Genomic DNA, 15,301 nt, shown 5'->3' with positions numbered 1-15,301 from the left:
GTCGGGTGGTTACACGAGCAGGTCGTCCAGCCGTTGCGCGATGATCCCGACCGCGTATCCGAGACGTTCGAACGCCTTGTTGGTGGTCTGGCCGTGGTAGTAGCGGTAGTAGATCTGCTGGGCGATCACCCCCGCCCGGAACAGTCCGAACACCTCATACCAGCGCCAGCGTTCCGGCGTCATGTCGAATCCCATGCGCTCGCAATAGTTCTCGACGAACTCGGCACGACTGAGCATGCCGGGCAGGTGCGTCGGGACACGTCGCATGAGCTGCATGGCATCCGGGTCGTCGGCCTGGATCCAGTAGGCCATCGAACCCGCGACATCCATCAGGGGATCGCCGAGGGTTGCCATCTCCCAGTCCAGGATGCCGATCACCCGCGTGGGATCGTCCTTGTCGAGGACGACGTTGTCGAGCTTGAAGTCGTTGTGGATGACGCAGTTGGCGACGTCGTCGGGCTGGTTGTCGGCCAGCCACGTCATCGTCGACTCGAAGTCGGGCACGTCATCGGTGTGCGCGTTGCGGAATCGCGCCGACCAGCCCTCGACCTGCCGTCGCACATAACCCGGCCCCTTGCCGAGATCGGCGAGTCCGGTCGTGCTCGGATCGACCGAGTGGACCTCGACCAGGGTGTCGATGAAGTTCAGACAGAGCCGGCGTGCCTGCTCGGCGTCGAGCGGGACGTCGGCGGGCCACTCGGTCCGCGGGATGACACCGTCGATGCGGCCCATCACGTAGAAGTCCGCGCCCAGGACCGACTCGTCGTCGCAGAAGGCGATCATCGGCGCGATGTAGCGGATGGCGGTCGCGAGTTCGGACTGGATCCGGTACTCGCGTGCCATGTCGTGCGCGCCCCGCGCCTTGGTACCCCGGGGCGCCCGGCGCAGGATCAGGTCCTTCGACGGATAGCGCAGCAGATACGTGAGATTAGAAGCGCCACCGCCGAATTGACGGACCTCCGGCACGGCGTCGAGACCGGTCGGGTCCGCGGCGTTGGCCTCCAGCCACTTCGCCATCGCCTCGACGTCGAATGCATCCTCGGTGCGGACCTCGCCCGCACCGGCCACCTCGTTGGTCATCCTCGTCCCCCGATCAGCGGTACTTGCCGAACTCGATGCGCGCAACCACGTTGCGGTGCACCTCGTCCGGGCCGTCGGCGAGTCGGAGCGACCGCGCGCCCACCCACGCCTGCGCGAGCGGGAAGTCGTCGGTGAGACCGGCGCCGCCGTGCAACTGGATGGCGAGGTCGATGACGTCGAGTGCCATGTTGGGCACCTCGACCTTGATCTCGCTGACCGCCGACAGGGCTTCGCGGGACATGCCCTGGTCGAGCAACCAGGCCGCGTGGTGGACGAGGAGTCGCGACCGGTTGATCGCGATGCGGGCGTCGGCGATGCGCTCGCTGTTGCCGCCGAGCCGGGCGAGTTGCTTGCCGAACGCCTCCCGCGAGAGTGCGCGACGCACACCGAGTTCCAGCGCCCGCTCGGCGAGTCCGATCGCCCGCATGCAGTGGTGCACGCGACCCGGACCGAGCCGGCCCTGGGCGATCTCGAAGGCGCGGCCGGGTCCGAGCAGGATGTTCGACGCCGGGACGCGCACGTTGTCGAAGCTGACCTCGCCGTGGCCGAACGGCTCGTCGAAGTAGCCCATGGTGGTGAGCATCCGGTCGATCGTGACCCCGGGGGCGTCGATCGGGATGAGCACCATCGTGTGCCGCGACTTCCGGTCGGCCTCGGCGTCGGTGACGCCCATGAAGATGAGCACCTTGCAGTCCGGGTGGCCGACGCCGGTGGAGAACCACTTGGTCCCGTTGATGACGACGTCATCGCCGTCGAGTACGGCGGTCGCGGCCATGTTGGTGGCGTCCGACGACGCGACGGCCGGCTCGGTCATGCAGAAGGCGCTGCGGATCTCGGCGGTCAGAAGGGGTTCGAGCCACTGTTTCCGCTGCTCGTCGGTGCCGTAGCGCAGCAACACCTCCATGTTGCCGGTGTCGGGGGCGTTGCAGTTGAAGATCACCGGCGCGAGCCCGGACGATCCCATCGCCTCCGCGATCGGCGCGTACTCGGAGTTGGTCAGCCCGGCCCCGCCGTCGGTGCCGAAGTCGGCGGCATAGCGGCCGGCGTGCTCGGCGGGCAGGAAGAGGTTCCACAGCCCCTCCGAGCGGGCCTTCTTCTGCAGTTCGGCGATGATCGGCGACGGCGTCCACGGGTTGCCGTTCTCGTCGCGGCGGGTCTTGATGTCCCGATGGATCTCGGGTTCGACCGGCTCGATCTCGGTGGTCACGAAGGTGCGCACGCGTTCGGTGAGTTCGGCCGACCGCGCTGACGGGGAGAAATCCATACCCGACCGTATCGCGATGAACCGATTAGTCGTCATCGTTCCGAACAAACCGGCGCGGCGTCGGGCACCGTCACTTCCAGTACAGGGTCGTCCGCTCCGGTCCGGCCGTGGTGCTCACCAGTTTCGCGAAGCAGTTGTCCGGGCCGAATCCCTGAGCGCGACACCAGTTGTTGGCCTCGACCGGGCCCGGGAAGGTCGCCGCGGCCACCGTCACCCACCAGCCGCGGTACGAGAACACCGGCCACTCGTCGCTCCACAGGAGCCGAACGTCGTTGAATCGCAACCGGAGTGCCAGGAACTCGTCGAGGATGGCCTGGTCGGCCCAGGTCCGCCCCTCGGCGACGAGACCCGGCCGTTTGGAGCTCAGCTGCGCCACCCACCGGTTGTTCAGGTTCGCCACGATGAAGGCCCGATCGGCGTCGGCCTGCAGACGCAGGGCGCTGACGCTGCTCGCCGTCACGTCGGCTCCGGCCGGGAACGACGGCCCGGTGGCGGTCGACGACGCGGCCGTTCCCGACTGCGGAGTCGCGAGCTTCGGCGCGGCCCCGGAAGTCGGGCCCTTGTCGCAGTCGACGAGGTAGCGGCCGTCGCCGGCCGCACTCCCCTGGGCACCGAGCGTGTCCGGCAGCCGGAAGAAGCTCCCGGGCGGATAGGTGAGTTCCATCGTCAGCGCCTCGCCCGCCCCGTCGAGCGAGGGCACCGCGACCGGCGCCCGCTGGAAGTCGAAGTTCCCCGACGCGACGATGCCGCTGCCGTCGGAGATGGTGATGCGTGTCTGCGGCCCGTACAGGACGTCGCCGCCCGGACACTTCGCGGTGACCTTCATCGTCACGCCCAGCCCACCCGCCGACGTGCGGAACGACTGCGGCGTGAACACCGGGGGCGCCCCGCACGGCGTGACGTATTCGGGTTCGCCGCCGTCGGCGGTGTCGGCCTCGCGAGTCGTGCCCGGAACGATGGCCTCCGGACCGGTGGGCGCGAAGCCGGTGATCGTGGTCGCGGTCATCGTGATCAGGCGGTCGCCGACGGCGAACGTCAGCGGCGGACGCGGTTCGGTGACACCCGCGGCGGGGGTGTTGCCGATCGTGGACGGGGGCATCGACCACACCGGCGCACCGCCCACCAGATCCAGGGCGGTCACGCCGCCGTCGGCCATGGGCGCGATGAGGCGTTCGCCGTCGGTGACGGCGTGGCCGGTCGACCCGTAGACCGGCCCGGTCGGAGTCGTCCACAACGTCTGGCCGGAGATGGCATCGACTGCGGTGACAGCGTCGTGCGTCGTCCACACGACTTCACGGTCATCGGCCAGCACGACGGTCGGCGAGGTGTGGGCCGGGAGATCAGTCGTCGTCCAGATCCGCGCCCCGTCCGCGACGTCAGTGTATGCACCGTCGATGAGCACACGCCCGCTCTGAGTCGGAGTCATGACAGCAGCGGACTCCACGCTCATACCCGCCAAGTCGCTGGTGGTGCCGTCCGGCCGGACCACGACGACCGGACCATTCGTCGGTGTGCCGCTTGTCATGCTGCCCGTCACCACGAGGACCGATCCGTCCGCGCGCGGCACCATCCCGGTGCGGCCCGGACTAGTGAAGATCTCCCGGCCGTCGTCGGCCGAGATGACGGCGACCACGCCGTCGGCGCTGGCGACGAGCTCGTCGGTGGCGATGAACTGCGAGGCGTCCCCGCTCGGAAGCGCTTCGGGCAGGTCGATCGTGCGCTGCCACTCCACGCCTCCTGGTGTCACCTTGTGGAACACGACCTGGCGTTCGTTGCCACCACTGAAGTCGCGGACGAACGCCGCCTTCCCGTTGAACGCGATCCCGAACGCCTGCGGCGGAGCGGGAGCACGGCCGATCTCGCGACCTGTCCGGACGTCGACGAAATACGCGGCGCCCCGACCCAGGCAGGCGATGGTGCTGTCCACGATGGAGTCCGAGCACCCGGACACGGGTTCGTCGAACGACCATTTCCCGCCGGACTCGGTGTCTATCCCGATGGGCCGCAGTGCCGGGCCGTTCGTGGAGTCACCTACCTGCACGAGCGTCACCAATGTGTGGTCGTCGTGGACCGCACCCTGAGTCCTGTACGTCGCCTCGAGCGGCAGACCGGAGACGTACCCCGTACCACCCAACGAACTCGCGTCGACGCTCCAGGCTGGACTCGGCGCGGTCGGGAACGAACCGGTGAGCTGACCGGCGACGAGGTCCGGCGTTTCGTCGGAATTGCCACTCGACGAGGACACCTTCCACCACACGACGCCCCCGAGGACCAGCGCGAGGACACAGACCAACGCGACGCCCGTGATCAGGTACGCGCGCCGATTGGACCTGCGCGGGTACCCGGGCTGGGGATATCCGGGCTGGGGATATCCGGGCTGGGGGTACCCCGGTGGTGGATAACCCGGCGGTGGGTAGCCCGGCGGTGGGTAGCCGTACTGGGCTTGTCCGGGTGGCGGAGGATAGCCACTCGGCGGCTGCTGATACGGCGGTGGGTACTGCGGCGTCGGACCTGTCTGCGTGGCGGCGTAGGGGTCCGGCGCCGGGGCCTTGTTCAGTGACACCCCCGGGACCACCGTCGGGCGGGCAGGTTGGATCGTCGTCGGCGACTCGTCGCCGTCGGACGATCCGGGCATGGTCGCGTCATCGTCGGGTGGCCCCGGATTCGACATCCGTCCAGTGAATCCCAGTCCGACGCCGTTCGACTGTCCCCCACCCGGGGGAATTTCGGCGTCCGCTCACGCCGACCGAGCAGTTCCCGCATCTGCACAGCGAGCCCGGTGCGCCCCGCCGGCTGAGCACACTGGCGCTCGCCGAGCGACCGTCGAGGCCTTCGTTCGTGACAAACCCACCACTTTTCGACCGGGAATCGAAACGGGTGTGACTGAAGTTCATCACTGTCAACGATCTGCGCCCAGTCAACGAAAAGCGCTGCACAGTCGATGAATTCGCGGTTCTCGGCCTGTGGAATTCCCTCGAAATCGAACGAATGTGGATCTCCTGATCTGAAAGTGGGCGGTTTTCGGTCAGTTTCGATGTGGGAGTTCTGGGCATGCGCCGCCCCTGGTGAGGTTCGCCATCGCGATCAAAGCGTCGGGAGTGTGAAATCCGTACGACCGCTTTGTCAATGACCGCAGATGGCAGTTCGTTGCTTCGACTCGCGCATTGCTCATCTGACACTCGACCGCGTTAAAGATCTGGACCTCACGTTTACGGATACTCGGCGCCAGGGTGCGAATCTCTGGTATGTCACAAGCCTCCGCCTTCTTCAACCACCGCCGCAACGGCGCCCAACATGACAAGTAGGCACCTGAAAGTATGTGCCGTATCTCTTCTTTCATCTGATACGCACGGGCCAGCACACTGTTGGCATCGCTGACCACGATGGACTGCAACCGCTCCTGGTTCTCGGTGAGGCTGTCAGGATTCTTCAACAACGCCCACCTCAACCGGCCACGTTCCACCTTCGACAAGCCGGCTATCCGACTCATCACCCGAGACCGGCACCGGTCCAACGCCTGATTGACCCACTGCAGCACATGAAATGGGTCCATACACCAGTACGCCCCCGGCGCCTGCTCGGCGAGGACCGCACCGATGTACTCGGCGCCATCAGCACTGATATGGGTGATCCTGCGTGCGCGCACATCACCCAGTTCATCAAAGAACCGCTCGATCGTCTCCTTTTTGGCGCCCTCACCCGCCCATACCAACTGACCTGTGTCATGATTGACCACGACAACCAGGTACCGGCGGCCCTTGCGATAGGCGATCTCATCGATACCGATGCGCCGCAACCCGTTCAAGCGTTTAGTGAGTCCGACATGGTCGTCGACCACGCGCTCGACGATACGAGATACCGTCCGCCAGGAGACCCGCAGATAGGCACTGACCGCGGTCATCGGGGCGTGCGCGCACAGCCATGCGACGGTGTCGTCGAACGCCCTGGTCATCTTCGCTTCCGGACGTGCCCACGGAACCAACTCAGTCTTCACATCATGGCGAGGACACTGCACACGCTTGGCGGGCAACTCGAGGAAGCACCGCCAACCGCCCATGTCGAGATGTCGCCACCGTCGCGGCGCCGCAGGTTGATCGTAACCAGGGCAGCGCTTCTTACATTGCGGGCACCGTGATCGTGCGTTCTTGTGCAGTTCCAGCGACACGACCACCATCTGCCCGCGGTCATCCTCATCGAACCTGACACCCACAACACGGGCACGCTCGATTCCGAGCAACTTCTGCAGTACTCTGACAGTGCGCAACGCCCACTCCTTTGGTCTTGTTCTTCGCAAATCAAAACCTAAGCGAGACTGGGCGTTGCGTGCGTTAGGCTCGCGAAAAGGAACCCACTTCGACGTCAGAAGAGCCACGAATGTTCCGGTACCTTGGAGTCATGCCAGAGCTCGCCACTCTCCTCGATCAACTCATCGAGACCACCCCACCCGCCGACGACCCCACGGGCCGAGCAACATTCGACGCGCTCGAGACGCTGCGCTTGATCCGCAACACCGTCGACCACCAGATCGTCACCCACGCAGCACAACTCGACGAACTCGGCGTCGCTCAGAAAGCCGGCGGCACCACCAAGAAGTTGCTGATCGAGTCAGGTCATGCACCGGCCGCTGCTCTTCGCACCATGCGGAGTGTCGATGCCCTCTCGGCGTTGCCCGCGCTGGCTCGTCACGCCGCCGACGGGCGACTCTCCGGCGAGATCGTCGATGCCATCGTGCGAGGCATGAATGAAATCGAGAAACGTTGTGGCGACGCTCTTTCCGAGGATGAACGTTCCCGATATGAATTCGAACTAATTGCCCAAGCGCTCTCAGGTGCTACGCCGACAGACGTGCGCAGGCATGCGCGGGCTATCGGCAACACGCTCGCCGACGCCTCCGAGACAGCAGTCCCGGCGTCGGACAATGCAAGCTTGAACTCAGTCAATGCACACACCACCGACGACGGCCGCGTCGAAGTCCGCGCCGACCTCACCCAGGTCGTCGGCGAGAAGTTCCAGGCCATGATCGACGAACGATCGTGTCCACGGCCCGAACCCGACGGCGCCGAAGATCGTCGCACCGCCGAGCAGCGCCGTGCCGACGCTTTCGAGTTGATCCTCGACCAAGCCGCGATCGGCGCGACCATCAATACCGTCGGAAGTCCACGCACGCAACTGCTGCTGACCATCCCCGCCACCGGAGAACTCGCAACGCTGCCGTGGACCGGGACGGTCAGCCATGCCACCGCGAAACAGGTCTCCTGCGACGGATCCCTGACCGAGATCGTCCTCGACAGTGAGGGCGTACCGCTGCAGATGGGTCACACCCATCGGTTGTATCCGGCGCACCTACGTAAGGCGGTGATCGTCCGCGACGCGTGTTGCGTCAAATGTGGTGCACCACCGTCACATACCCAGGTCCACCACATCAAGTCGTGGGCCGACGGCGGACCCACCGACCTCGACAACGGCTGTTTGCTGTGTCAGCGCTGCCATACGCAGGTCCACCACCACGGCTGGGACATCGTGATGGGATTCGACCGCCATCCCTGGCTCGTCCCACCCGCCAGTATCGACCCGCAACGCCGACCGCTACCCGCCTACAACCGGCGCACGATGCGACTCGACGACGCCGCCTGACCGCTGCCGCCACAGACCACCAGACTTTCGCGTAGCACCTTCCGCACCCGGGCCACACCTGGGACCGCATCAGTCCCTTGACAACTCCACAGTGAACCCCGGTCGATTAGCCCCGCTCGCAACCGGGCGGGCCCCCGGTTGAAAAGCCAGGCGGTCGCACAAGCAGGGGGGGCAATATGAGTCGCATGTCGAACCAAACTGCCCCCGCTTCCGGAGATGTGGCGGCGGATGGTCCGGGTGACCGCGTGGTCTACTGCTGAACCCCGACGAGACCACCGGAGCCGCGGCGTGATTCGTACCGGAGCAGTATCCAGGTACAGAACACCACCCAGATCGCCCCGAACAACCATCCGGCCACGACGTCCGTGGCCCAGTGCACGGCGAGTTGTATTCGGGTGAGGCCGACGAGGATCGACAGCACGGGGGCGATCACGAGGATCCAGCGATGCGCCCGCACCCAGGGCGAGGAGCGAAACGCGGCGACAGCGAACAGCCCGAACACGACCATCGTCATCATCGCGTGCCCGGAGGGGAACGAGAAGGTGTCGATGTTCAGTAGACGGTCTTCGACGGGTGGCCGGTCCCGCGCGAACGAGTACTTGAGTGCCTGCATCAGACCGTATCCGAAAAGCACTCCGGCGCCGACGAAGACCGCGTCGACTCGGTGCCGGGTCACGGCGAGTGTCACCACGACCGCACATGTCAGCACCAACATCGTCACCGTGTTGCCGAGCACCGTCACCACTTCGGCGATCGAGACCCAGGGCTCCGACCGGTTCTCGACCACCCAGTTCAGGATGTTCTCGTCGATCGTCGTCGGAGAGATGAACATCCCGCCACCCTATCCAGGCGTCGCTCAAGTCGCCCTCAAGCACATCGCAAGCGTCACCGCCCACTGTGGTCCTCGAACCCGCCCGACCACGTATCGATGAGGACCCCCGCGATGACGACCCACCCCGCCCACCCCGCCCACACCGCTCACCCGATCCAGCTCCGGCTCCCCGGCCAGGCGGCCGCGCCCGACGGACCGCTCGACCCGTTCATGATGTACGTCCTGCACCACGGATTCCGGCGAGACCTCGCCGACTTCGCCGCCACCGTTCCGGCCACCCCCGTCGACGACGCGGGGACCTGGCGTGCGCTCTCCCGTCGATGGGCGATGTTCGCCCATGCGCTGCACCACCACCACAGCGGCGAGGACCTGGAACTGTGGCCGCTGCTGCTCGAGCGGTGCGACAACGCCGAGGCGGAGGTCCTGCAGGCGATGGAGGACGAGCACGACGAGATCGATCCGCTGCTCGAAGAGTGTGCGGCCGGCTTCGCGCGGATGGCCGAACGCGCCGACGAACAGACCCGGGCCACCCTCGCGGACGCGCTGCACCGCGCCCAGGAGGTCCTCGGCAGACACCTGGCCCATGAAGAGACCGACGCGATCGCCATCGTGCAGCGCCGCCTCACGCCGCAGGACTGGGACGCCTTCGAGGAGAAGATGAGCAAGCGCTCCGGTCTGGCCGAGACCCTGCGGACGTGCCCGCTCATGGCGAAAGGGCTGACCGGTCCCGACCGCGAGGCGGTCTACGCCCGCATCCCCGCCATCCTGCGGCTGATGATCAGACTCGGCGGACCGAGATTCCGGCGCCTCGACGACCGCGCGTTCTACTACAACCCGCGCTGAACACCGACGGCCGGCGAACTCACCGCGCCAGCGACCGACCGATCACCAACCGCTGGATCTGGTTGGTGCCCTCGAAGATCTGGGTGATCTTCGCTTCGCGCATGTAGCGCTCGACCGGGAAGTCGCGGGTGTAGCCGTAACCGCCGAACACCTGGACCGCATCGGTGGTGACCTTCATCGCGGCGTCGGTGGCCACCAGTTTGGCGGTCGCCGCCGCCCGCGTGTAGTCGATGCCGGCATCGCGGCGTCGAGCGGCGTCGAGGTAGGTCGCGCGGGCCGAGTCGACCGCGGCGGCCATGTCGGCGAGCACGAACGACAGCCCCTGGTGGTCGATGATCTTGCGGCCGAACGCGGCTCGTTCCTGCGCGTAGTCGACGGCGGCGTCGAGCGCCGCCTGCGCCAGGCCGGTGGCCACCGCAGCGATGCCCAGGCGTCCGGAATCGAGCGCGGAGAAGGCGATCTGCAGCCCCTGCCCCTCCGCCCCCAGCCGGCGTCCCTCCTCGACGAACGCGTCGTCGTAGGTGGCGCCGGTCGTCGGGACCGCGTGCAGGCCCATTTTGTCCTCCGGCTTGCCGAAGCTGAGCCCCTCGGTGTCCCGGGCGACGAAGAAGCAGGACACCCCCTTGGAACCCTCACCGGTGCGGGCGAAGACGTTGTACACATCAGCGATGCCGCCGTGCGTGATCCACGCTTTCGAACCCGTCATCGAGTAGCCGCCGTCGGTCGATACGGCGCGGCACGCGAGCGCCGCGGCGTCGGAGCCGGCCTGGGGTTCGCTCAGGCTGTAGGCACCGATCAGCTTGCCGTTCAACAGGTCCGGCAACCACTGCTGCTTCTGTTCATCGGTGCCGAAGTTGAACAGCGGATGGCAGGCCAACCCGTGCACGCTGACCGCCACGGCGACCGCAGCCCAGCGCGCGCCGAGCTCCTCGAGCACCTGCAGGTAGACCTCATACGGCTGGCCGCCGCCGTCCCACTCCGTCGGGTAGGGCAGCCCGAGCAACCCCGCCTCACCCAGTTCGGCGAACAACCCGTCCGGGTACCGACGGTCCTTCTCGTGCTGGTCGACGATCGGCGCCATGCGCTTGTCGGCGATGTCGCGGACCAGCGCGATCAGGTCGCGCGCCTCGTCGTTGGGGAGCAGGCGATCGACCGGCATTCCAGACCTCCAGGGTTACGAAACTAGTACTCAGGTCTTCTGCACAGTACTATTTCAGCCAGCGTACGTACAGCCGGAAGGGAGCACGCATGGCCACCCAGGGTTTCGCCACCCGCCGACGTGCCGCGCTGTTCGACGCCCTTCTCGAGTTGATCCTGCGCGAGGGGTTCGCGCACCTGTCGATCGGTTCCATCGCGGCCGAACTCCGTTGCTCGAAGTCGACGTTGTACACCCTCGCCGCCAGCAAGGAACAACTGGTCACCGCCACCGTGACGCACTTCTTCCGCAGCGCGACCGAACAAGTCGAGTCACGTGTCGCGGCGTCATCGAGTCCGCGCGAACGGGTCATCGTCTATCTGGTGGCGGTGGGTGAGGCGCTGGCACCGGCCTCGGAGGCGTTCATGCGCGATCTCGACGCGTTCGAACCGGCACGCGCGCTGTACGAGCGCAACACCGCGGCGGCATCGTCCCGGGTTCAAGCGCTCATCGCCGACGGGGTGTCGGCCGGCGAGTTCCGCAACGTCGACGCCGCGTTCGCCGCCGACCTCGCCTCATCGATGATGAGCCGGATCCAGCGTCGCGAGGTGTGGGCCGCGACCGGACTCGACGACGCGGCCGCCTACCGCCAGCTCGCGTCGATCCTCACCGCGGGGATCGACGCCGGCCCGGACGCTCGAGGTGGGTGACACCCGCGTCGTCGACCCACCAGTCGACCCGCACTTCCCGTGCGACATCGGGGCCGTCTCCGCCGTCGTTGCTGCGCAACGCGATCCACAGTTCGTCGTGTAGCCGGACATCGCCGTGCGGGATCTCGATCCCCCGCGACGCCCCGAAGCGCACCACCGCCGGGTGCGCCCAGCCGACTGCCTCCCCCGGCGCGGACACCGTCGCCGAATACTCCTCGCTCGCGAGCGGCAGGTCGAGCAGCGTGCCCAGCAGGTCGGCGTCGGCCGAGACCACGGTGGGTCCGGCGAGTACCGCCTCGTCGTCGGCCAGCGTCTGCAGGAACCACGGCCGGTCGACGACCACCGCGCGGTCGGCGGTTGTGCCGGCGAGGGTGCGCACCCGCTCGGGCACCTCGACGTCGTGCGCATCGACGATGCCGCTCCGGCACGCCGCGACGACGGCGGCATGCACGGACACCGTTGCGCCCGCACTGATCACACGCTCCCGATCGCCCAGCCGGGTCAGCAGCAGCGTCGCGTCGTCGGCGGAGTCGGGTTCCAGCCGGGCGAGTGTGCCGGCGAGCTCGTCGGCATACGGGTGGTCGAGGGGATCGATGATGTTCTCGAGAACGTCATCCGATGGCGACCGGTACTCCCCCAGCAGCAGACCGTCGATCTCCGCATGGCGTCGTAACCACCACGCGGTGTAGCCCGTCCGGTCGGCGAGCAGCGGCCGGATGCGTTCGTCGGTGGCCATCATGGTCAACGCCTCCGGCCAGCGCCCGTCCTCGATCAAGTCGAGATCCCGCACCGCACTGTGCTTCTCGGGCGCATCCGGGAGGGTGGCCCACCAGTCCTCCTCGTCGGGCAGGTCATGCTCGGGCGCGACGGGCAGGTCGTCGTCGACGGTCACGAAACCCCAGCCGACGCCGATCCGCCGCAGTTCCTCGACGCCGCACTCGGCGACCACCTCGGCGTCGACCACACCGAACGGGTGATCGTCGACCAAGACCTCGAGCAGCGGGCTGCCCGGCAGCAGGAGTTCGTCGGCCGGCCGCAACTCGCCGTCGGCGTCGGGGAGCGCGAGCGCCGAGAGCCACGACGGCACCGGTGCTTCCGGATCGGCCCGCAACACCGCACACACCTCGACGGCGAGCCGGTCATCGTCGGGGCCGCCCGAATCGAAGTCGACATCGTCGACGAGGCTGCGCAGCGCCGGGTCCGAGACTGCCTGCGCGACCGTCAGATCCGCGACGCCGAGTCGGGTCAGCAGTTCGTGGCGCGCCTCGGGATGCACGGTGGGGATCCACCGCATGGGGGTCGAGATCCGGTCACTGACAAAGAGTCCGCGCACCCCGATCGCCGTCCGTCCGTCCGATCTCGGGATCGGCAGGGCGCCGAGTTCCTCCACCTCGCGGCCGGTCGACACCAGGGGCGACAGGGCGTCGTACAGGTCGTGCCACCACGACGGTTCACGGTCGACGCCGACGAGACGTTCGGCGAGCTCCGCGAGCCCGAGCTCCGACACACCCAGCCGGCCCAGCGTCGGGAGATGTTGTGTCAGCGACAGATCCGGGTGGATCAGGTCACCGAACAGGTCGCCGAGGATCTCCGCGAGCCGATCGGTCAGACCCACGAGCATCACCCCGCGCGGTGGCACCAGGTCGGCACCGGCCGCCGCCGGAAGCCACGCGACATCCCGCAGTTCGCGACGAACCGCCTCGATCAGGCGCGCGTCGTCGGGATTACGCGCGAGATGCAGTTCGGGTACCAGCTCGACCCTGCGCACCGGTTCGACGAGCCGCACGAGATCGACGTAACCCGCTGCTGCATCGCCGATCTCGGCACGTGGATGGAGGTGCCGTCGATCCGGCGTGAGTGCCAGGTCGGTGATGCACCGGCATGGCAGGCTGAGTTCGATGTCGGTGGGCGTCGGGGCGCGCAGGACCTCGCCAGCCGCCGCGGGCTCACCGTCGGCGTCGACGAGCCAGCGGGTGCCGCCCCGGGCGACCTCGAGCCATCGGCGCGTCGACGGCAGGTCGGTCGCGTCCGGCGCACCGACGACGGACACCGTCGTCACGACCGCGCGCGCGTCATCGTCGTCGACGTCCGGCCCCGCCGACCGTTCGGCCGACACCTCGACATCGCCGACGCTGATCCGTTGCAGCGCAGTCAGTTCGACGACCAGATCCGGCGCCTGGCCGAGCATGGCGGCGAGAAGCGGGCCGGGTTCCTCGCGAAGGTGCAGGACCACCTCGGTGTCGAAGCCATCGGTCGGCGTCTGATCCGTCGGCCACACCAGCCGCAGCACCGGCACGTCCGCGGGCCCGTCGACGGAGATCCCGGCAGCTCGCGCGGCGTCCATCGAGTCCGCCCGGTCGAAGACCACCGACCCACTGCGCGAACGGATCTCGATGCGATTGGCGACCGTCGCGGTGGCGGTGAAGCCGACCCCGAACCGCCCGATCTGCCGGGCGCCCGAGTCGTCCGCGGTCTTCGCCGACACCCGCAACGCGGCGAGTGAACGCACCCCCGCATCGGTCAGCGGGGAGCCGGTGTTGGCGACATGCAACTCGGTGCCGTCCACCCAGACCGCCAGCCGCCCCGCGACACCGGCCGCCGCGGCCGCGTCGGCGGCGTTCGCGGCCAGTTCGGTCAGCAGTCGATCCCGGTAGCCGACGGTCACCAGATCCGCTTCGGCGGCCGCGTCCTCGGCCAGCCGGGTCGGCGACGCCGCCCACGCATCCAGGGTCGACGACCGCAATGTCGCGGTGCCGAACGGATCGTCGGTCACGGTCGGTTCGCGCCGGATCAGGTCCGGGCCGGTTCCGCGTCCCGGGAGATCTCGACGACCTCGATCGCGCCGTCGTCGTAGGCGTCGTACGCGGGCGATCCGTTCCCCTTGGGGCCCTGCACGTCCGAGTGCGCACCGCATCCGTATTCGGCCGACACCACGCGCCCGTCGGCGGCCAGTTCGTTGGTGCAGGCGCCGAAGCCGGCGCGCAGCGCACCCGCGAGCGGGACGTAGAAACCACAGGTACAGCACGAGTACGGCGCGGCCTGCGCCATCTCCGAGCCGGGACCGAAGTCGCCGTCGTACCAGCGCTGCGCAGCCTCGGCGCGTCCCTCCGGGCTCAGGAGTCTCTTGCGGCCGAGCCCCAGCTCGCCCGCGACCTGACCGATGTCGTCGGGTTCCACGGACTCGGACTCGAATCGGAACTCGTCGCCGGTGTCGATCTGGTTCGGCACGAGACGCGGGTCGTCGGGTTCGGCGGCGAGCAGATCGCCCGGTGCGAGATCGCCCGACGCGACCCGCTCCGACCACGGCACCCACGGCGGCGCGAGCAGCGAGCCGTCACCGGGAAGCAGCACGACCTCGCTGAGCGTGATCTCGTCGCTGCCCGGGGAACCCGCCAGCACGACGCACCACTGCCACCCCCGGTAGCCCGTGAGCTCGGCATCGAAGTAGTGCGCGGCGGCCCAGTCGCCCTCGGCGACACTGCGCCGGTGCGCTCCGGGCCGCTGACCTTCATCGAGCAGCGCGGAACGCGCGATGTCGACGGCTGCCAGCAGCCGTTCGGTCTCACCGTGCCGTTCGCCGTCACCAACCTGAGTCACCGCTCCAGTGTGCAATACCGCCGACGTGTGCCACACAACCGACCCGCTTCAAGCGACCACAGTCGGAGATGAGGAACAATCGTCTGCGTGATCCCACGGAGTTCCCGACACGACGAGGGGCGCGGGGCCCCCAGGGGTCCCGCCGACCAGCACCCTCGGCAACCGCCACCAGACGGTCGCGCACGACGCGCCGCGCAGCACCCCGG

11 protein-coding genes are annotated in these 15,301 nt (G+C 67.8%); 3 read left to right on the top strand and 8 right to left on the bottom strand.

Annotated features, from left to right (window positions below; translation table 11 throughout):
* Positions 1-9: 9 nt before the first annotated feature.
* The 4 genes from QAD21_RS06005 to QAD21_RS05990 form a co-directional block, all read right to left on the bottom strand.
* Positions 10-1,080 carry a phosphotransferase family protein gene (locus tag QAD21_RS06005; protein WP_068972497.1) on the bottom strand — a complete coding sequence of 357 codons (1,071 nt, stop codon included), beginning with the start codon at positions 1,078-1,080 and terminating at the stop codon, positions 10-12.
* Between the two features lie 13 nt (positions 1,081-1,093).
* Positions 1,094-2,344 (bottom strand): acyl-CoA dehydrogenase family protein, encoded by a 1,251-nt coding sequence (locus QAD21_RS06000; RefSeq protein WP_065631957.1) that lies wholly within the window; start codon positions 2,342-2,344, stop codon positions 1,094-1,096.
* Between the two features lie 70 nt (positions 2,345-2,414).
* A complete protein-coding gene (locus tag QAD21_RS05995) occupies positions 2,415-4,979 on the bottom strand; it encodes a PQQ-binding-like beta-propeller repeat protein (RefSeq protein WP_223259062.1) in 2,565 nt (854 codons plus the stop codon).
* 390 nt (positions 4,980-5,369) lie between these two features.
* Positions 5,370-6,716 carry an ISL3 family transposase gene (locus tag QAD21_RS05990; RefSeq protein ID WP_280360303.1) on the bottom strand — a complete coding sequence of 449 codons (1,347 nt, stop codon included), beginning with the start codon at positions 6,714-6,716 and terminating at the stop codon, positions 5,370-5,372.
* Between the two features lie 2 nt (positions 6,717-6,718).
* On the opposite strand from QAD21_RS05990, the gene QAD21_RS05985 reads away from it, so the two are divergent.
* Entirely contained in the window at positions 6,719-7,978 is a 1,260-nt protein-coding gene (locus QAD21_RS05985; protein WP_205334253.1) for an HNH endonuclease signature motif containing protein, read from the top strand.
* A 250-nt stretch (positions 7,979-8,228) separates the two neighbouring features.
* Here the strand turns inward: QAD21_RS05985 and QAD21_RS05980 are convergent, their stop codons facing one another.
* A complete protein-coding gene (locus tag QAD21_RS05980; RefSeq protein ID WP_205334252.1) occupies positions 8,229-8,810 on the bottom strand; it encodes a phosphatase PAP2 family protein in 582 nt (193 codons plus the stop codon).
* A gap of 111 nt (positions 8,811-8,921) precedes the next feature.
* Between QAD21_RS05980 and QAD21_RS05975 the strand changes: the two genes are divergently transcribed.
* Complete coding sequence (locus tag QAD21_RS05975; RefSeq protein ID WP_280360803.1) at positions 8,922-9,653, top strand: hemerythrin domain-containing protein; 732 nt, start codon at positions 8,922-8,924, stop codon at positions 9,651-9,653.
* 19 nt (positions 9,654-9,672) lie between these two features.
* On the opposite strand, the gene QAD21_RS05970 is transcribed toward QAD21_RS05975, so the two are convergent.
* Positions 9,673-10,812 (bottom strand): acyl-CoA dehydrogenase family protein, encoded by a 1,140-nt coding sequence (locus tag QAD21_RS05970; RefSeq protein ID WP_068971693.1) that lies wholly within the window; start codon positions 10,810-10,812, stop codon positions 9,673-9,675.
* An 89-nt stretch (positions 10,813-10,901) separates the two neighbouring features.
* On the opposite strand from QAD21_RS05970, the gene QAD21_RS05965 reads away from it, so the two are divergent.
* Positions 10,902-11,498, top strand: coding sequence for a TetR/AcrR family transcriptional regulator (locus QAD21_RS05965; RefSeq protein WP_068971694.1), 597 nt, complete (start codon positions 10,902-10,904; stop codon positions 11,496-11,498).
* Here QAD21_RS05965 and QAD21_RS05960 read toward each other — a convergent pair.
* Positions 11,455-14,271, bottom strand: coding sequence for a hypothetical protein (locus tag QAD21_RS05960; RefSeq protein ID WP_280360800.1), 2,817 nt, complete (start codon positions 14,269-14,271; stop codon positions 11,455-11,457). The two genes, QAD21_RS05965 and QAD21_RS05960, sit on opposite strands and share 44 nt — an antisense overlap.
* 17 nt (positions 14,272-14,288) lie before the next feature.
* Positions 14,289-15,095 carry a DUF3027 domain-containing protein gene (locus QAD21_RS05955; RefSeq protein ID WP_078113542.1) on the bottom strand — a complete coding sequence of 269 codons (807 nt, stop codon included), beginning with the start codon at positions 15,093-15,095 and terminating at the stop codon, positions 14,289-14,291.
* Positions 15,096-15,301 lie beyond the last annotated feature (206 nt).

Source organism: Gordonia sp. SMJS1, assembly GCF_029866425.1.
Taxonomy (GTDB): Bacteria; Actinomycetota; Actinomycetes; order Mycobacteriales; family Mycobacteriaceae; genus Gordonia; species Gordonia hongkongensis.
The sequence above is the reverse complement of the archived record's forward strand: the minus strand, read 5'-3'. Positions and strand labels throughout refer to the sequence as shown.